The sequence below is a fragment of the Amycolatopsis sp. GA6-003 genome (genome assembly GCF_046267895.1).
Lineage (GTDB): Bacteria > Actinomycetota > Actinomycetes > Mycobacteriales > Pseudonocardiaceae > Amycolatopsis.
Window position 1 is genome coordinate 6,363,894 of sequence record NZ_CP176499.1, and the last position, 17,378, is coordinate 6,381,271.

At 70.1% G+C, this 17,378-nt stretch carries 16 protein-coding genes; 8 read left to right on the top strand and 8 right to left on the bottom strand.

The genetic code is table 11. The features are described 5' to 3' along the window. Nucleotides 1-71: 71 nt before the first annotated feature. The 4 genes from adh (at nt 72) to F9C12_RS29050 (ending at nt 3,321) form a co-directional block, all read left to right on the top strand. A complete protein-coding gene (gene adh / locus F9C12_RS29035; protein ID WP_409184943.1) occupies nt 72-1,595 on the top strand; it encodes an aldehyde dehydrogenase in 1,524 nt (507 codons plus the stop codon). Continuing rightward, the gene (locus F9C12_RS29040; RefSeq protein ID WP_409184944.1) at nt 1,595-1,966 is read left to right on the top strand and encodes a DUF779 domain-containing protein; all 372 of its coding nucleotides are present in this window, start codon (nt 1,595-1,597) and stop codon (nt 1,964-1,966) included. Before adh ends, F9C12_RS29040 begins: the two co-directional genes overlap by 1 nt. A 139-nt stretch (nt 1,967-2,105) precedes the next feature. Then, nucleotides 2,106-2,573: a hypothetical protein gene (locus F9C12_RS29045; RefSeq protein WP_409462473.1), complete on the top strand. Its 468-nt coding sequence runs from the start codon at nt 2,106-2,108 to the stop codon at nt 2,571-2,573. A 58-nt stretch (nt 2,574-2,631) separates the two neighbouring features. After that, nucleotides 2,632-3,321: an MOSC domain-containing protein gene (locus F9C12_RS29050; RefSeq protein WP_409462474.1), complete on the top strand. Its 690-nt coding sequence runs from the start codon at nt 2,632-2,634 to the stop codon at nt 3,319-3,321. Here the strand turns inward: F9C12_RS29050 and F9C12_RS29055 are convergent. Both F9C12_RS29055 and F9C12_RS29060 read right to left on the bottom strand, forming a co-directional pair. Further along, complete coding sequence (locus F9C12_RS29055; RefSeq protein WP_409462475.1) at nt 3,298-4,872, bottom strand: beta-N-acetylhexosaminidase; 1,575 nt, start codon at nt 4,870-4,872, stop codon at nt 3,298-3,300. The genes F9C12_RS29050 and F9C12_RS29055 overlap by 24 nt on opposite strands. A 118-nt stretch (nt 4,873-4,990) precedes the next feature. Further along, nucleotides 4,991-6,865, bottom strand: coding sequence for a propionyl-CoA synthetase (locus F9C12_RS29060; RefSeq protein ID WP_409462476.1), 1,875 nt, complete (start codon nt 6,863-6,865; stop codon nt 4,991-4,993). A gap of 217 nt (nt 6,866-7,082) precedes the next feature. Between F9C12_RS29060 and F9C12_RS29065 the strand changes: the two genes are divergently transcribed. Next, a complete protein-coding gene (locus F9C12_RS29065) occupies nt 7,083-8,804 on the top strand; it encodes a serine/threonine-protein kinase (protein ID WP_409184949.1) in 1,722 nt (573 codons plus the stop codon). Between the two features lie 41 nt (nt 8,805-8,845). On the opposite strand, the gene F9C12_RS29070 is transcribed toward F9C12_RS29065, so the two are convergent. Then, nucleotides 8,846-9,415, bottom strand: coding sequence for a class I SAM-dependent methyltransferase (locus tag F9C12_RS29070; protein ID WP_409462477.1), 570 nt, complete (start codon nt 9,413-9,415; stop codon nt 8,846-8,848). Between the two features lie 55 nt (nt 9,416-9,470). Between F9C12_RS29070 and F9C12_RS29075 the strand changes: the two genes are divergently transcribed. After that, complete coding sequence (locus F9C12_RS29075) at nt 9,471-10,250, top strand: AraC family transcriptional regulator (protein ID WP_409462478.1); 780 nt, start codon at nt 9,471-9,473, stop codon at nt 10,248-10,250. On the opposite strand, the gene F9C12_RS29080 is transcribed toward F9C12_RS29075, so the two are convergent. After that, nucleotides 10,201-11,769: a dolichyl-phosphate-mannose--protein mannosyltransferase gene (locus tag F9C12_RS29080; protein ID WP_409184952.1), complete on the bottom strand. Its 1,569-nt coding sequence runs from the start codon at nt 11,767-11,769 to the stop codon at nt 10,201-10,203. The two genes, F9C12_RS29075 and F9C12_RS29080, sit on opposite strands and share 50 nt — an antisense overlap. Nucleotides 11,770-11,823: 54 nt before the next feature. Here F9C12_RS29080 and rsmI point away from each other — a divergent pair, with 54 nt between their 5' ends. Further along, nucleotides 11,824-12,663 (top strand): 16S rRNA (cytidine(1402)-2'-O)-methyltransferase, encoded by an 840-nt coding sequence (gene rsmI, locus F9C12_RS29085; protein ID WP_409462479.1) that lies wholly within the window; start codon nt 11,824-11,826, stop codon nt 12,661-12,663. 1 nt (nt 12,664) lies between these two features. Here the strand turns inward: rsmI and F9C12_RS29090 are convergent, their stop codons facing one another. Next, a complete protein-coding gene (locus F9C12_RS29090) occupies nt 12,665-13,804 on the bottom strand; it encodes a hypothetical protein (protein ID WP_409462480.1) in 1,140 nt (379 codons plus the stop codon). A gap of 9 nt (nt 13,805-13,813) precedes the next feature. Beyond that, nucleotides 13,814-14,290 carry a QsdR family transcriptional regulator gene (locus F9C12_RS29095; protein ID WP_409462481.1) on the bottom strand — a complete coding sequence of 159 codons (477 nt, stop codon included), beginning with the start codon at nt 14,288-14,290 and terminating at the stop codon, nt 13,814-13,816. Between the two features lie 172 nt (nt 14,291-14,462). Here F9C12_RS29095 and F9C12_RS29100 point away from each other — a divergent pair, with 172 nt between their 5' ends. Beyond that, a complete protein-coding gene (locus F9C12_RS29100; protein ID WP_409462482.1) occupies nt 14,463-15,422 on the top strand; it encodes a zinc-binding alcohol dehydrogenase family protein in 960 nt (319 codons plus the stop codon). A 34-nt stretch (nt 15,423-15,456) separates the two neighbouring features. Here the strand turns inward: F9C12_RS29100 and F9C12_RS29105 are convergent, their stop codons facing one another. Both F9C12_RS29105 and F9C12_RS29110 read right to left on the bottom strand, forming a co-directional pair. Next, complete coding sequence (locus tag F9C12_RS29105; RefSeq protein ID WP_409462483.1) at nt 15,457-16,695, bottom strand: aminodeoxychorismate synthase component I; 1,239 nt, start codon at nt 16,693-16,695, stop codon at nt 15,457-15,459. Between the two features lie 45 nt (nt 16,696-16,740). Further along, on the bottom strand, nt 16,741-17,355 hold the full coding sequence (locus tag F9C12_RS29110; protein ID WP_409184958.1) for a glycoside hydrolase family 25 protein: 615 nt from the start codon (nt 17,353-17,355) through the stop codon (nt 16,741-16,743). Between the last annotated feature and the right edge of the window lie 23 nt (nt 17,356-17,378).

Consider the following 17,378-nt stretch of genomic DNA (forward strand, 5'->3'; position numbering starts at 1 on the left):
AACGTCGGCGCAACGTTGCCCGGCCTACGGTCGCCGCCGACCGTCACCGACCAGCAACGAGGCAGGGCAAGATGGCCGTATACGCCGCACCGAACACCGACGGCTCCGTCGTCGACTACGAGACCCGCTACGACCACTACATCGGCGGCGAATACGTCGCGCCGGCCGGCGGGCAGTACTTCGAGAACCCGACGCCGGTGACCGGGAAGACCTTCACCGAGATCGCCCGCGGCACGGCGGCCGACATCGACCGGGCGCTCGACGCGGCCGAGGGCGCCGCGCCCGCGTGGGGCCGCACCTCGCCCGAGGAGCGCGCGAACATCCTGCTCAAGATCGCCGACCGGATGGAGCAGAACCTCGAGAAGATCGCGGTCGCCGAGTCCTGGGAGAACGGCAAGCCGGTCCGCGAGACCCTCGCCGCGGACATCCCGCTCGCGATCGACCACTTCCGCTACTTCGCCGGCGCGCTGCGCGCCCAGGAGGGCGGCATTTCGCAGATCGACGACAACACCGTCGCCTACCACTTCCACGAGCCGCTCGGCGTCGTCGGCCAGATCATCCCGTGGAACTTCCCGCTGCTGATGGCGGTCTGGAAACTCGCCCCCGCGCTGGCCGCGGGCAACGCGATCGTGCTCAAGCCCGCCGAGCAGACCCCGGCGTCGATCCACCTGCTGCTGTCGATCATCGGCGACCTGATCCCGCCGGGCGTGCTGAACGTCGTCAACGGCTTCGGTGTCGAGGCGGGCAAACCGCTCGCGTCGAGCAACCGCGTGCGCAAGGTCGCGTTCACCGGCGAGACCACCACCGGACGGCTGATTCTCCAGTACGCCAGCGAAAACATCATCCCGGTCACCGTCGAACTGGGCGGGAAGAGCCCGAACATCTTCTTCGACGACGTCGCCGCGGCCAACGACGCGTTCTACGACAAGGCGCAGGAGGGTTTCGCGCTCTTCGCGCTGAACCAGGGCGAGGTCTGCACCTGCCCGTCGCGCGCGCTGATCCAGTCCGGCATCTACGACCGGTTCCTCGGCGACGCGGTCGAGCGCGTGAAGAAGATCAAGCAGGGCAACCCGCTCGACACCGAGACGATGATCGGCGCGCAGGCCTCGAACGACCAGCTCGAGAAAATCCTGTCCTACATCGACATCGGCAAGCAGGAGGGCGCGAAGGTGCTCACCGGCGGCGAGCAGTCCGACCTCGGCGGCGACTTGTCCGGCGGCTACTACGTGCAGCCGACGGTCTTCGAGGGCGACAACAAGATGCGCATCTTCCAGGAGGAGATCTTCGGCCCGGTGGTGTCGGTGGCGAAGTTCGACGACTACGACGACGCGCTCAAGATCGCCAACGACACCCTGTACGGCCTCGGTGCCGGCGTCTGGTCGCGCGACGGCAACACCGCCTACCGCGCGGGCCGCGACATCCAGGCCGGCCGGGTGTGGGTGAACAACTACCACGCCTACCCGGCGCACGCGGCCTTCGGCGGCTACAAGGCGTCCGGCATCGGCCGCGAGAACCACAAGATGATGCTGGACCACTACCAGCAGACGAAGAACATGCTGGTCTCCTACTCCGACCAGGCGCTGGGCTTCTTCTGATGGGCGAACGAGTCGCACTGACACCAGCCGCCGCCGACCTGCTGCGGCGGCTGGTGTCCGTCCACGGACCGGTGATGTTCCACCAGTCCGGCGGATGCTGCGACGGCAGCGCCCCGATGTGCTACCCGACCGGCGAATTCCGGGTCGGTTCCCGCGACGTGCATTTGGGCGACCTGACGGTGGCCGGAATCGACGCGGTGCCGGTGTGGATGTCCGGGCCGCAGTTCGAGTATTGGAAGCACACGCACCTGACGATCGACGTGGTGCCGGGGCGGGGGAGCGGGTTCTCGCTGGAGGCACCGGAGGGGGTGCGGTTTCTGATCCGGTCCCGGTTGTTCAGCGACGAGGAGTCGGCTGAGCTGAACGGGTAACCCAGTCGGCCGCGGCGGCGTCTGGTGGGTGTTTCCCGCTCACCGGGCGCCGCCGTTTGTTCGTCGACGACTGGCCCGGGACTATACGGTGGTGGGAGCACAAACTGGAAAAAGGGAAACGATGAGGTCGCGGTTGGCGGTGACGGCTCTCGTTGCCGCGATCGCGCTGGCTGGATGCAGCGGGCCACCGGATCCGCGGGCGTATCCCGGCAGTGAGGACGGGGTGAGCTGGGAAGAGGCCGCGGCGCGGTACGCGATCGCGTTGCCCTCCTGTCCGACCAAGGAGTTCCGGTTCGATGTGCAGCCCCGGCTTCGGGACCATCTGGTGTTCACTTTCATGGCATCGAAGTCCTGCGTGGACGGCTTTTTGACGAAGTACGGTGCGGACCCTGCTCACCCGGGGCTGAAATGGCCTCGGGACGACAACTTTCCGCCGTTCGGAGCGGACAAGTCGGAGCGATACGGCTGGACCTATGACTTGAAGCAGCGCTCCGCTCTGTACCACGGTTTCCGGACACCGAATGGCTCGTCGTTCTGGGTGTTCGTCAAACAGGGTGCCGAGGAGACGGTGTACGCCTATAGTCTGACGACCGGTTACCCGAACTAGCGTTGACGGCCTTCCCCGAGCCGTCCAAATAGTCAGACGCACTTGCTAGGTTCATCCCATGCTGTCGCTGAAAGACGTCTACGTGGGCGAACCGACCGTCCTCGGCCACCAGCGGGACAAGGCCGTCCTGAGTGCCATCCGCAAGACCCGGGTCGACGCGCCGGAGCTCAAGCTGTCCGAACTCAACCTCGCCGGTGACCGCCAAGCCGACCTTTCGGTGCACGGCGGCCCCGACAAAGCCGTCTACGTCTACCCGATCGAGCACTATCCGGTGTGGACCGCGGAGGGGTACTCCGTGGCGCACGGCGACTTCGGCGAGAACCTCTCCGTGTACGGCGCGCTCGAGAGCGACGTGCGGATCGGCGACATCTGGGCCTGGGGCGACGCGCTCGTGCAGGTCGCCCAGCCGCGGCATCCGTGTTTCAAGCTCGCGATGCGGACCGGTCGCAAGGACGTCGTTCCCGCGATGATCAGCACTCAGCGGTGCGGCTGGTACCTGCGCGTGCTGCGGCCGGGCACGGTCCCGACGGCCGGGCCGCTCGACCTCGTGGAGCGGGCCGAGGGGCCGACCGTCGCGGAGACGTTTCTCGTCGCGTCCGCGAATTACGCGCAGGTGCCCGAGCCGGCGGCGATGCTGGAGCTGGCCGAGCGCGTGCTGGCGTCGGCCTCGCTGCCCGAAGGCTATCGCGACGGGATCAAGTCCAAAGTGGACCGGGCGAAGGGGTTACTTCCAGTCGACCTGCGGTGAGCGGTAGAAGTCGATCCCCTGTGCCTCCCAGCGCGGCGCTTGCTTGGCGATTCGGGCGCGGTAGCCGTCCCAGGTCCGGGACGCTCGCGGCGACCAGCCGATTTCCGCGACGCCGGGCAGGCGCGGGAAGGCCATGTACTCGATGTCGTCGCTGGTCCGGATGGTTTCCGTCCACAGTGGAGCTTCGACCCCGGCCACGGACTTCTCGCCGACACCGGGAACGAGCGCCGCCGGGTCCCATTCGTAGGCGTCGCGGACCTCGACCAGGCCGGCCCAATCCTGGCCCAGTTTCGTCGATTCCGTGTACTTCATGTCGAGATAGGCGTGGTTCGCGGGCGACATGACGAACTTGTTCCCGCGTGCGGCCGCGGCCGCCAGGTCCGGGTTCGGGCCGCCCTGGTCCCAGTACTGCGGCACGGCTGATGCCGGCAACGGCGTCTTCGCGATCTCGTGCCAGCCAGTGACCAGCTTGCCGTACTTGGCGACCATCGGGGTCACCTTCTCGTAGAAGGCCTTGTAGTCCTCCGCGGACGTCGAATGCGCTTCGTCGCCACCGATCGCGATGTACTTGCCGGGCGTGATCGCGGCGAGTTCGCGGATCACGTCGTCCACGAATCGGTACGTCGTAGGCGAATCGATGCACAGCGAGCTGTAGCCGACCTCGATGTCGGTGCGCGGCGGAACGGCAACCCCGTCGCAGTTCAGCTCCGCGTACACCGATTGCGCCGCGTTCGTGTGCCCGGGCATGTCGATCTCCGGCACGACCGTCACGTGCCGGCTCGCGGCGTAGGCGACGATGTCGCGGTACTGCTCCTGCGTGTAGTACCCGCCCGGGTCGCCGTAGGCCGCGGTCTTGCCGCCCTCGGTGGCCAGCCTCGGCCAGCTCTTGATCTCGATGCGCCAGCCCTGGTCGTCGCTGAGGTGCAGGTGCAGCGTGTTGACCTTGTACTGGACGATCTGGTCGATGTACTTCTTCACCTGCGCGGGCGTGAAGAAATGCCGGGCGACGTCGAGCATCGCGCCGCGGTGGGCGAAGCGCGGGTAGTCGAGGACGCTGCCGCCCGCGATGGTCCACGTGCGGTGCTGCACGGTCTTCGCCTCGATCGCCGACGGCAGCAGCTGCCGCAGCGACTGGACGCCCGTGAACAGGCCGGCGGAAGTGTTGGCGCGCAGCCGGACGCCGTTCTTCGTGACGTCGAGCTGGTATCCCTCGTCGCCGACGCGCGGGTCGGCTTGGCCGAGGTCGAGCGAGATCGCGGACAGCCCCGGGCTCATCGGGACGACCGGCAGCGGGAAGCCGGTCGCGGGCCGCAGCAGGCCGCGCAGGTAGGAGGCGACCTCGCCGGTGCCGTGGCCGGCGCGGATCACCGTCAGCGGCGTGAGCCGGAAGGTGGCGTCCGCCTTCGCCACGGCATGCACCGGCGCCGGAACGAGGTCGGTGACCTGCCGTTCGATGGGCGCGGGACTCGCCGCGGCCGGCCCGGGCACTCCCACCGCGGCGAGCCCGAGCACGGTCACCCCAAGCACGGCCCTGGACAGGGTCTTCCTCACGGCATACCTCCGGTCGCGTCGCGGAGAAGGCGGACCTCAAGAGGTATAGACCACTACCGGGGCGCTGACAACGCCCGAAAGGGTCGGCTGTACCCCGATGTCCCGTTCGCCGGGATGCTCAGGGCCGCAGGATCGCCCGCAGCGCGTCGAGCACCGCCGGGTCCTCGATCGTCGACGGAACCGCCTCGTCGCGCCCGTCCGCGATCCCGCGCATCGTCTTGCGCAGGATCTTCCCCGACCGCGTCTTCGGCAAAGCGGCGACCACGGAGACGTCCCGGAACGCCGCCACCGGCCCGATGTCCCGGCGAACCAGCGCGACCAGCTCGTCCCGCAGCTGGTCCTCGGGCAGCTCCACTCCGGACTTCAGCACCACGAACCCGCGCGGCACCTGGCCCTTCAGCTGGTCCGCGACGCCGATCACCGCGCACTCCGCGACCGCCGGATGCGACGCCAGCACGGCCTCCATCGAACCGGTCGACAGCCGGTGTCCGGCCACGTTGATCACGTCGTCGGTGCGGCCCATGACGAACAGGTAGCCGTCCTCGTCGAGATAGCCCGAGTCGCCGGTCAGGTAGTAGCCGGGGTAGCGCGACAGGTACGCCTCGCGGTAGCGCTCGTCGTCGCCCCACAGCGTCGGCAGCGAACCTGGCGGCAGCGGCAGTTTCAGCGTGATCGCACCCTCGCGTCCGGCGGGCAGTTCCTCACCCGCTTGGTCGAGGATCCGCACATCCCAGCCGGGCACCGGTTTCGTCGCCGACCCGGGTTTGACCGGCATCGGTTCGAGCCCGCGCGGGTTGGCCGCGATCGGCCAGCCGGTTTCGGTCTGCCACCAGTGGTCGACGACCGGCGTGCCGAGGATGTCGTGCGCCCAGTGGTAGGTCTCCGGGTCGAGCCGCTCGCCCGCCAGGAACAGGGTGCGGAACCGGGAGAGGTCGTACTTCTTGAGTTCGTCCGCGTCCGGGTCCACCTTCTTCACCGCGCGCAACGCCGTCGGCGCGGTGAACAGCGCCTGCACGCCGTGCTCGGAGATGACCCGCCAGAACGCCCCGGCGTCCGGTGTTCCGACGGGTTTTCCCTCGTACAGCACCGTTGTGGCCCCGACCAGCAGCGGCGCGTAGACGATGTACGAATGCCCGACGACCCAGCCGACGTCGGAAGCCGTCCACCACACGTCCCCGGCATGGACGTCGTACAGCGCGCCCATCGACCACGCCAGCGCGACCGCGTGCCCGCCCGCGTCGCGGACCACGCCCTTCGGCCGCCCGGTGGTGCCGGACGTGTAGAGGATGTACAGCGGGTCGGTCGCCTTCACCGGAACCGGATCCACCGGGTCCGCGTCGGCGACGAGTTCGTTCCAGTCGAGGTCGGAGCCGGACAACTTCGCGCGCGCCTGCTCGCGCTGGAACACCACGACGTGCTCCGGCTGGTGCTCGGTGGTCTCGAGGGCGGCGTCGATGATCGGCTTGTACTCGACGATCCGCGTCGGCTCGATCCCGCAGGACGCGGCCAGGATCAGCTTCGGCTTGGCGTCCTCGATCCGCGCGGCCAGCTCCTTCGGCGCGAACCCGCCGAACACCACCGAGTGCACCGCGCCGATCCGCGCGCAGGCGAGCATCGCGATGACCGCCTGCGGGATCATCGGCAGGTAAAGGATCACGCGATCGCCGCGGGTCACCCCGAGCGCCGAGAGCGCGCCGGCGAAGGTCGCGACCTCGTCCCGCAGCTCGGCGTAGGTGTAGCGGCGTTTGCGGCCGGTGACCGGCGAATCCCAGATCAGCGCGTCCTGCGCGCCGCGGCCGCCGTCGGCGTGCCGGTCGAGCGCGTTGTAGGAGGTGTTCAGCTCGCCGTCGGGATACCAGCGGTAGAACGGCGCGGCGGACGAGTCGAGCGCGCGAGTGGGCCGCCTCGTCCAGTCGATCGCCCGGGCCGCTTCGAGCCAGAAGTGCTCCGGGTCGTCCAGACTGCGCCGATACGTCTCGGTGTACGCGCCCACGAGGTCTCCTTTGACGTCAGACGGCCGAATCTGCCCTCATGATGGCCTTTCCCTCCGCGGAACGCAGGTCAGCGAGGTCGGGCGAGATCGATGCAGTGGATCACGATCCGGCCCCGACCCGGCAACCCCGCGGAGGCCGTGTGCGTCCTAAGCTGGACCGTGGGGATCGGCCGCGCAGCGGCACGAGGACAACACTGACAGTGAGGGGAACCAGCCGGTGAGCGGAATCGCGAGCGCGCTGCTCTCGCTCGCGCACACCTTGTTCGGCCCGGGCTTCTGTCCCGGCGACTGGGTGTGGGCGACGACCACAGCGGGTGCGCTCGTCGCGCTCTTCCCGGCGGCCGGGGCGCTGATCGTGGCGATCGTCCGCAAGGGGACCGGCAACCGGTACGACACGACCACGCTCACCGTGTTCGGGCTCATCGGCGTGGTCAGCGTGCTGGTGCTGCCGTGGCTGATGGCCTCCGGCATCTCGGAAACCTTCCGCGCGGCCAACGCGGGCAGCGCGAGCGGGCTGTCCGCCTCCGAGGCGTCCTCGCTGAGCACGAACTACTGCTCGTTCGTCGGCGTGCAGAAGACCTACCTCGGCGGCGGGTCGAACGTCTTCGAGACGCTCTTCTACCCGCGCGGCCTCAAGCTGTCCTACGCGCTGTACCTGCTGGCCTTCACCGTGCTGCCGGTCGGTTCGCTGCTGTTCGTGATGCTGCAGGCGCGCACCGCCTTCCGGCGCGGGCCGAAGTGGCCGTCGCGGTTCTTCTGGATTCCCTTCGTGGTCATGGCGGTCGCGACCGCGGGCATGTCGGCCAACACCGCCGTGCACTTCTGGCTCGGGTTCCTGCCGTTCAGCGTCCTGGGGCTGATCCCGGTCGCGCTGGTCGGCCCGCCGCCGTGGTCGGTGATCAACCGGCCGGAGCCGCGCCGCGACGAACCGCCCGCGGTGCCGCCGCCGTCCCGCCGCGAGCAGCTACCGCCGCCTCCGCCGCCGCAGAACAAGCAGTACCCGGCCACCGCGCTGGCGTCCGCTCCGGAGCCGCCGCCCGCCGGGATGCTGGCCGCCGCGCCCGGCGCGATCCCGCCTCCGCCCGGTTCGCGCAACGCGGGCGGCAGCCGGTACCGGCGCGTCCGCCAGCTCGGGCACGGCGGATTCGGCACGGTCTGGGAAGCCGTCGACACGCAGCTCAACCGCACTGTCGCGCTCAAGATCGCGCACGCGCCCGACCGCGACACCGAGGAGCGCATGCAGCGCGAGGCGCGGGCGCTGGCCGTGGTGAACCACCCCAACTGCGTCCGCGTGTACGACCTGGTCGAGGAGCCGGACGGGCTCGCGCTCGTCATGGAGTACCTGCAGGGCCGCCCGCTCGCCGAGGTGGTCGACGCGCAGGGCCCGATCGACGACGTCGCCGCCGGACGGCTGTGGTCGACGATGGCCGGCGCGCTGGTCGCGGCGCACGAGCGGGGCGTGCTGCACCGCGACGTGAAGCCGTCCAACGTCATCCTCGACCCGGCGGGCATCGCGCACCTGATCGACTTCGGCATCGCCCGCAGCCAGGGCGATTCCAAGATGACCGCCACCGGGATGATGATCGGCACACCCGATTTCGTCGCGCCGGAACAGGCGATGGGCTCCCCGGCGAGCCCGGCGTCGGACGCCTGGCAGCTCGCCGCCACGGTCAGCTACGCGCTGTCCGGCCAGCCGCCGCGCGGCACCCGCGAGACGCCGATGGCCGCGCTGATGGCCGCGGCACGCGCCGATCCGGTCACGCACCTGCCGCAGCGTTCGGTGCACGCACGGATCCTGGCGGCGTCGCTGGACCCGGAGCCGCGCCGGCGTCCGACGCTGAACTCGGTGCGCCGCGAGGTCGACGGCTGGCTGAGCCGGCAGGGCAAGGCGCTGGACGGGCCGGTCACCCAGATCGTGCCGCGCCGCTCTCCGCGTTGAGCCTCGTGAGTGCTGATCACGGTTCTAACCGGGATCAGCACTCACGACGGTTTCACCGCGGAAAACTCCAGCCGCCTCTTCGGCTCGCACTCCACCCGCACCTGCTCAAACCCCGCCGCCGCCAACCGCCCGGGCAGCGTGCTCGCGTCGAGGACGTTCATCGTGTCCCCGATGTGCAGCAACCGGAATCCGAAGCTGAGCTGGCTGTCCACCCCGCAGTAAGTGCCGCCGGGCCGCAGCACGCGGAACGCCTCCGCGAAGATCCGGTCCTGCAGCTCGTCGGTCGGTATGTGGTGCAGCATCGAGAAGCACACGACCCCGGAGAACCGGTCGTCGGCGAAGGGCATTTCCGCGCCGCTGCCCTCCACGATGTCCGCCCGGTCGCCGTATTTCTCCCGCAACAGCCGGGTTGACGCCGGGTCGATCTCGATCGCGGTCAGCCGCGGCGAAGCGTCGACCAGGATCCGCGTGGTCGCTCCGAAGCCCGGCCCGATTTCCAGCACGTCGTCGCCGAGGTCGAAGCGGGCGAGCCAATCCGGCAGCACTCCGGCCACCATGGCGGCCCACTTCTCCGAGCTGCAGAGCTTGCGGTGCATCAGGTTCATCGGCATGGCCCCGACGCTAGGGACGAGCCGCACTGGCCGGTAGGCGATAGGCTGTCAACTCATGTCGCAGTACGGTCAAACCGGCGCGATGCTGCTCGGCGACCTCCCGATCGCGGCCGGCGCCTGGTTCCCCTGGCACGAACACCCGGCGCACCAGCTCGTCTGGGCCGCGCGCGGGGTCGCCGCGGTGATGGTCGGCGACGCGCAATGGGTGCTGCCGTCCACGCGCGCGCTCTGGATCCCGGTCGGCGTCCGGCATCGCACCGGCGCGGTCGGAAACGCCGAACTGCGCGGGATCTACGCCCATCCGGACCAGTGCCCGGTCGACTGGCCGTCCCCGCGCATCGTCCTCGTCCGGCCGTTGCTGCGGGAACTGCTGGAGCACCTGTCCTCGGACGGCATCGGCGACGACGCGCGACGCCGCGCCGAAGCGGTCGCGTTCGATCTCCTGGAACCGATGGACGTGGCGCCGATCGTCGTGCCCGCGCCCACCGACCCGCGAGCGAAGGACGTCGCCGACGCGGTGCTCGCCGACCCCGCCGACTCGCGCAGCCTGGCCGAACTGGGCCGGGAGGTCGGCGCGAGCGAGCGGACGCTGGCCCGCGCGTTCGCCCGCGACTGCCGGATGACGTTCGGCACCTGGCGCACGCAAGCCCGGCTGCGCGCGGCGTTGCCGTTGCTGGCGCGGGGAATGCCGATGACGACCGTCGCGCACCGGGTCGGGTACACGACGGCCAGCGCGTTCGTCGCTGCCTTCCGCCGAGCGGTCGGGGTGCCGCCGGGTGCTTACTTCAGCGCCACGAAGGCAGCCACATTTCCGCCTGCCAATGGTCGTTCGTGATCGGGACCCCGTTGAGGATCGGCCACAGCCAGGCGAAGTTCGCCACCACCAGCCCGACGTAAAGCGACACGACGAGCAGCCCGGTGCCCCGGCGTTCGAAGCCGCGCTGAGCGCTGCCGAGGATTTGCCCGAGCGCCAGCACCAGGCCGAGCACCAGGAACGGGGCCATCGGCGTGGCGTAGAAGAAGTACATCTGCCGGTCGATGTTGGTGAACCAGGGCAGGTAGCCGGCGAAGTAGCCGGTCAGCACGGCGGCGTAGCGCCAGTCCGCGCGGAAGAACCAGCGCCACAGGCCCCAGCCGAGCATCGGCACGGCCAGCCACCACATCGCGGGCGTGCCGATCAGCATCGTCGCGCCGAGGCAGCGCGATTCGCCGCAGCCGGTGACGGTGCCGTCGTAGTAGTAGAGCATCGGCCGCAGGCCCATCGGCCACGTCCACGGCTTCGACTCCCACGGATGCGGATTGTCCTTGGGGGTCACCAGGGTTTCGTGGAAATGCAGCACGTTCGCGGTGTAGCTGCCGAGCGAACGCAGCGCGGGCGGGATCCAGCCGAACATGCCCGGGTCGAGGTTCTTGATCTCGGTGTAGTGCCGGTCAGTCGCGGTCTCGCTGGCGAACCACGCCCAGTACGCCGCCAGGTACATCAGCACTGGCACGACGAGGATCGCCCACAGCGCGGGCGCGACGTCTCGCCGGATCGTGCCGACCCACGGCCGCCGCACGCCCGCCGCGCGCCGGGCCGCGACGTCGAAGAACACGGTGAGCAGGCCGAACGCCGCGATGTAGTACAGCGCCGACCATTTGACGCCGAAGGTCAGGCCGATCATCAGCCCGGCCGCGAACCGCCACCAGCGGAAGCCGAGTTTCGGCCCCCACTGCGATTCGTTGACCCATCCCTCGCGCACCGCGACGGCCAGCCGCTGCCGCACCTGGTCGCGGTCGCAGAGCACGCAGGCGAACGCGGCGAGCACGAAGAACGCGATGAAGATGTCGAGCATCCCCATCCGCGATTGCAGGTGCAGCACGCCGTCGCAGATCACCAGGACGCCCGCGATGCCGCCGAGCAGCGTCGAGCGGGTCAGCCGGCGCGCGATGCGCACGGTGAGCAGCACGATCAGCGTGCCGGCCACCGCCGACATGAACCGCCAGCCCCAGCCGTTGTAGCCGAAGAGCCACTCGCCGAGCGCGATGAAGTCCTTGGCCAGCGGCGGGTGCACGATCAGCTCGTACCCGGCGTTGTCCTCGTACCCGCCGTTGCGCAGCATCTGCGCGGCCTGGGGCACGTAGTGCTTCTCGTCGAAGACGGGACTGTCGTGGTCAGTGGGAAAGCCCAGATTCTGCAGCCGGACGACGCCGCCGAGCACGGTCAGCACGATCGTGACGATCCAGCCGCGCAGCCGGTCGGCGGGCATGGCCCGGCCGAGCAGGGTGGCTTCGCGGTCGGTCGGAGGACGGCGCGCGTCGACCGGGTCCGGCCGCACGCTCTCGTCGTCGGCACGGGTCAGCAGCGCGGTCACGGGGCCCGATAGTACGGCCTGATCCACCGGTGGCGTCTGGTTAGGCTGACTGCCATGACTTCTGCGTCCGGACGGCTCGTCCTCGCCGCCACCCCGCTGGGCGACCCCGGCGACGCGTCCGCCCGGCTGATCGAGGCGCTGGGCTCGGCGGACGTGATCGCGGCCGAGGACACCCGGCGCCTGCGCGGGCTGGCTTCCGCGCTCGGCGTGTCGCCCGCCGGCCGGGTGGTCAGTTTCTATGAGGACGTCGAGACCGCCCGGCTGCCGAAGCTGCTGGAGGCGCTGCACGGCGGCGAGACGGTGCTGGTGGTGACCGATGCCGGGATGCCGAGCGTGTCCGATCCGGGCTTCCGCCTCGTGGCCGCCTGCGTCGAGGAGGACCTGCCGATCACCTGCCTTCCCGGACCTTCGGCGGTGACGACGGCGCTCGCGTTGTCCGGCTTGCCGTGCGACCGGTTCTGCTTCGAGGGCTTCGCACCGCGCAAGCCTGGCGAGCGGTCGAAGTGGTTCGCGGAGTTGGTGAACGAGCGCCGGACTGTCGTGTTCTTCGAATCGCCGCACCGGATTGCTTCGCTGCTGTCGGACGCTGCCGCCGCGCTGGGCGGCTCCCGGCGGGCCGCGGTGTGCCGGGAGCTGACGAAGACGTACGAAGAGGTCAAACGCGGCACGCTCGCGGAGCTGGCGGAGTGGGCGGCGGAGGGGGTGCGCGGCGAGATCTCGGTGGTGCTGGAGGGCGCGACGCCTCGGCAGGCATCGGTGTCGGACCTGGTGCCGGAGGTAGCGGAGCGGGTGGCCTCGGGGGAGCGCTTGAAGACCGTGGCGGCCGAGGTGGCTGGGGCGGCGGGAGTGTCGACGAAGGAGCTTTACGCGGCGGTGCTCGCGGCTCGGAAGTGAGTCAGCGCCTGCGGGCGTTGACCTGGGCGCGGATCCGCAGCCAGTGCGGGTCGCCGGGCGCGGTTTTCGTGATCGTGGCCAGGTCCTCCTGCCGCCAAGTGCCGGTGCCGTCGGTGAGCACGGCGTGGTCTTCCGGCAGGACGTCGTCGGGAATCTCCTTGGTGCCGACGAGGAACTCGGCGACGGTGGCCGGATCCGCGACGGTGCGCGGACCGGGAATGGGCACCAGCGCGAGTTCGCCGTCTCCGGCGACCACGAGGTCGCCGTTCGACGTCGCGGCCAGCGCGGTCACTGCTGAACCGAGCAGCTTGTGCTTCTTGGTTCGGTCGCGCTCGACGTCCAGCTCCAGCAAGGTGCCGGACGGCGTCCCGATCCACAGTGCGCCGGGCCGCGCACCGAAGGCGACGTTGACCCAGGACCAGGAGGAATTCGGCTTGCGCCGCTTCGGGTCGGCGAGCGAGGCGAGCGAGATCTTCCTGACCCGGCGCAGCGAAGGGAACTCGAACACCAGGACCTGGTGTTCGTAGGTGTTGCCGCGAATCGCCAGGTACCGCCCGTCGGAGCTGAAGACCGGAAGCCCCCAGCAGTTGGACTCCAGAATCAGCGCCCGGTCGAGGAACCGCAGCTTCTCGCCCGGGCGGGAGAACAGAACCAAGGTCGCGCCCTGATCGCTCTGCTTCGTGGCGACCAGTCCGCCCGCTGGATGCGCGACGATGCCGGTGTCCCAGAGCGGAGCGGGTTCGACGATGCCGGTGCTGAGATCGATGGCGTCCGATCGGTCGTAAAGATCGGGTGGGGTCGGCGACGTCCACAGTGACTGGCCGTCCGGGCTGAAGGCCACGTCGTCGGAGACGGCGATATCCAGCGCGGAGACGCCGGACCGGGTCCAGCGCACGGTTTCCCCACCGCTCGACACGACCAGTTCCGGCCGTTCCGGATGCCAGGCGACGACGGGCCAGCGGTCGAACTTCTCGTACTCCGCGCCCACTGCGCCGATTTCGCGCAGCACTCGCTCGGCGCGGTAGAGATGCACCGCAGGCGGGTCCTGATCGATCCCGGCGACGAGCGGCAGTTTCGGATGGGACACCAACGCGCCGATCGAAGCGGCTGGGATCCGGGCGATGGCTTGGACAACAGTCACCAGAAGACTTTACCGGCCGCGCAACAACATTTTCGCCGCCACCAAAGCCTTTTCCGCGTCCGGCTCGTCCCCGGTGATCGCGTCGGTATAGATGAACGACTCGCCGACCCGCACCAGCAGATACGCCAGATCCGCCACCGGCAGCGGCGAATCCAGCCGTCCCGCCGCCACCTCGTCCGACAGTAGCGCACGCACCTTCTCGATGGTGCGCGACTGCACCAGGCTCGCCTTAGTCGTCAACAACCGCAGCGCGCGCTCCGGCTCCCGGCGCAAGAACGCGCGGAACGGTGCGGACGCGTTGACCGTCCGCACGAACGCTCCGATCGCCTCCGCGATGCCGTCCCCGCCGCGGCCCGCATAACTGACGTTATCCAGCACCGCCGACGTCTCCGCCCACAGGATTTCGCTCAGCAGGTGGTCGCGGCTGCCGACCCAGCGGTGCAGGGTCGCGCGGCTGACGCCGAGGTCGGCGGCCAGGTCCCGCATGTCGACGCGGTCTCCGGCGAGGAACCGGGCGCGGGCGAGGCGGAACGCCGCGACGGCGTCGGGTCGCGAGGTGCGGGTGGACAGTGGCGTGTCGATGGGTGAGACGTTAGCAGAGAGTGTCCCATGGATGAGACATATGGCAGAATGTCTCACGACGAGAGGAGCCGCGAAGATGCGTGCTGTGCAGGTGACCGAGTTCGGCGGTCCCGAGGTGCTGAAGCCGGTCGAGCTGCCCGATCCGGTGGCCGGGCCGGGGCAGGTGCTGATCGAGGTCGACCGCGTCGGGCTGAATTATGCGGACACGCACCAGGCGGAAAACTCGTATCTCGCCCCGAGCAAGCTGCCGCTCGTGCCGGGCGGCGAGGTCGTCGGGCGCACCGCGGACGGCAAGCGCGTGGTCGCGCTGCTCAACGACGGCGGCGGTTACGCCGAGCGCGTCGCGGCCGACGAGGCCATGACGTTCCCGGTGCCCGACGGCGTGGACGACCTGCACGCGCTCTCGATGCTGGTCCAAGGCGCGACCGCGTGGATCATGCTGCGCAAGAACGCGCATCTCGAACCCGGCGAGTCCGTGGTCGTGCACGCCGCGGCGGGCGGGGTCGGGTCGATCGCGGTGCAGCTGGCGAACGCGTGGGGCGCGGGCCGCGTCATCGCGACCGCGAGCAGCGAGGAAAAGCGCGCGCTGGCGATCGAGCTCGGCGCGGACGTCGCGGTCGATTCCCGGGCGGAGAACATGACCGAGGTCCTGCGGGAAGCCAATGGCGGCAAGCGGGTCGACGTCGTCCTCGACATGGTCGGCGGCCCGACGACCGACCAGAGCATCGCCGCGCTCGCCCCGTTCGGCCGCCTGGTGTTCTACGGGATGGCCGGCCGCCGTTCGCCGAAGCCGATCGAGCTGCGCAACCTGCTCGGCCACAGCACGACCGTGGCCGGGATGTGGCTGCCGCACGTGTTCCGCTTGCCGGGCAACGTGTTCGGCACCGCGCTCAGCGAGCTGTTCTCGATGGTGCGGGACGGGAAGCTCCGCGCGATCGCGGGCGGCGAGTACGCGCTGGAAGACGCGAGGAAGGCACACGAGGCGCTGCGATCGCGGGGCACGACCGGGAAGCTGCTGCTCGACCCGCGCAAGTAGGTCTCGTGAGTGGTAATCCCGGTTCTAACCGGGATTACCACTCACGAGGGGTGGCCAGCAGGTCTTCCAGCGGCGCGGCTTTGTGCAGGCACTCCTGCCATTCCGCGGCGCTGTCCGAATCCGCGGTGATCCCGCCGCCGACCCCGAGCGCGATCCGGTCCCCGGCGATCTCGAACGTCCGGATCGCCACGTTCAGCTCCAGTCCGGCCAGCGGCGACACCAGCCCGACCGCGCCGGTGTACACCCCGCGCGCGGCCGGTTCCAGCTCGGCGATCAGGTCCAGCGCCCGGATCTTCGGCGCGCCGGTGACCGAACCCGGCGGGAACGTCGCCGCCAGCAGCCCGGCGTCGGGCACGCCGTCCGCCAGCTCACCCTCCACAGTGGACGCGAGATGCCACACCCCGGGAGCCGGATGCACCGCGAGCAGCTCCGGCACCACGACGCTGCCGACCTCGCACACCCGGCCGAGGTCGTTGCGCACGAGGTCGGTGATCATCACGTTCTCCGCGACGTCCTTCGCCGACCGCCGCAACCGGGCCGCGTTCCCGTCGTCCGCCGGACCGCGACGCGGCAGCGTGCCCTTGATCGGCGACGACCGCACCCGGCGGCCGTGGCGGGCCAAGAACAGCTCCGGCGACAGCGAAACCACCGAACCCCAGTCACCGGTGACGTAAGCCGCCCGGCGCGGAGCCAGCCGCCGCACCCCTTCGGCGAACAGCGCGGCGGGCGATCCCTCGAAGGTCCCGGTGAACCGCGAGCAGATGTTCGCCTGGAACAACTCGCCCGCTTCGATCTCGTGCACGCATGCCTTCACCGCCTGCTCGTGCCCGGACGGCCGGTCCAGCTCGCTAGCGGACCACGACAACCCGGCAGACCCAGCCAGGGCCCGCTCCACCACGGCGAGCTGCGCGTCGGCGTCCCCTTCGAGCGACTCGAACCAGCACTCCCCCGCCGCGTCCCAGCGCAGCACGTGGTCCGCCCAGCCCCAGGCCGACGCCGGAACCCCGGTCGAGCGGCCGGACGGATCCGCCTGGTCGTAAGCCAGGAACCCGAACCACCCGCCGCCGACCCGGCCGGGCGGACCCGAAGCCGGAAGAACGGACGGGAACGGCTGCGGGGCCACCGCCACGAACGGGGCGATCACTGCCCGCGAACCGAACCAGTCCCCGCAGACCGCGGCCGGTTCCGGCAGGCCGTGCGCGCGGGCGTACGCGGACAGCAGAACGAGCACCCGCGAAGGTGACAGGCTGGTCCGCAGCCGCTGGAAACGCATCGCGCCATTGTGCCGGAATCCGGCGGTGACCAGCGGAAAAGGTGATCAGAGCAGCACATCGGACAGCGCGAACGGATACACCACCGCGTCCTGCGCCACCGGCCCGTCGACGCCCGGCACGTCCGGTGCGAAGGCGTGCTGGTGCAGCCCGAGCCGGGCATGGAACCAGCCGGGCCTGCCGGGAATGCCGTTGTGCCGCACGAGCCACAGCACCACGTCGGAATCGGCCCAGCGGTCCGGGTGCAGCCGGTGCGCCCAGCAGTCGTGCCCGGCGTACACGAGCACCCGGCGGATCTTCGCGGCGTGCCGCACGTGCTTGATCCACGCCTTCACGAACCGGTCGTCGACGCTCTGCGCGTCCACCTCCAGCGCCGGGGCGAGAGATCCGGGCGCGAACGCCCCGAGCCTGCTCGCCGTCCGGACGAAATGCTCGGCCTGGTCGTGCACCGCGCCCGGGCGGGCGTAGTGCCGGGCCCCGGTGTGGATGCCCGCGTGCTGGGCCGCGGCCAGCATCCGTTCCGCGCCGGGATCGCTCCAGTTGACGTTCTCACTGATCGTGACCGAGGCGAACCGCACGTCGGCGCCGCGCACCGCCGTCCAGTCGAGCACTTGCTCGCGATGAGTGAGCGTGAGCCCTCGCCCACTCTCCGGTTCCGCCACCTCGCACCCCTGACAAGCCCCAC

Bases quoted from the DNA above. Each gene is read 5' to 3' on its own strand.
- F9C12_RS29105 (WP_409462483.1), bottom strand. From the start codon at position 16,695: ATGCGTTTCCAGCGGCTGCGGACCAGCCTGTCACCTTCGCGGGTGCTC.
- F9C12_RS29070 (WP_409462477.1), bottom strand. From the start codon at position 9,415: ATGCCGATGAACCTGATGCACCGCAAGCTCTGCAGCTCGGAGAAGTGG.
- adh (WP_409184943.1), top strand. From the start codon at position 72: ATGGCCGTATACGCCGCACCGAACACCGACGGCTCCGTCGTCGACTAC.
- F9C12_RS29050 (WP_409462474.1), top strand. From the start codon at position 2,632: ATGCTGTCGCTGAAAGACGTCTACGTGGGCGAACCGACCGTCCTCGGC.
- rsmI (WP_409462479.1), top strand. From the start codon at position 11,824: ATGACTTCTGCGTCCGGACGGCTCGTCCTCGCCGCCACCCCGCTGGGC.
- F9C12_RS29095 (WP_409462481.1), bottom strand. From the start codon at position 14,290: ATGCGGGACCTGGCCGCCGACCTCGGCGTCAGCCGCGCGACCCTGCAC.
- F9C12_RS29100 (WP_409462482.1), top strand. From the start codon at position 14,463: ATGCGTGCTGTGCAGGTGACCGAGTTCGGCGGTCCCGAGGTGCTGAAG.
- F9C12_RS29075 (WP_409462478.1), top strand. From the start codon at position 9,471: ATGTCGCAGTACGGTCAAACCGGCGCGATGCTGCTCGGCGACCTCCCG.
- F9C12_RS29040 (WP_409184944.1), top strand. From the start codon at position 1,595: ATGGGCGAACGAGTCGCACTGACACCAGCCGCCGCCGACCTGCTGCGG.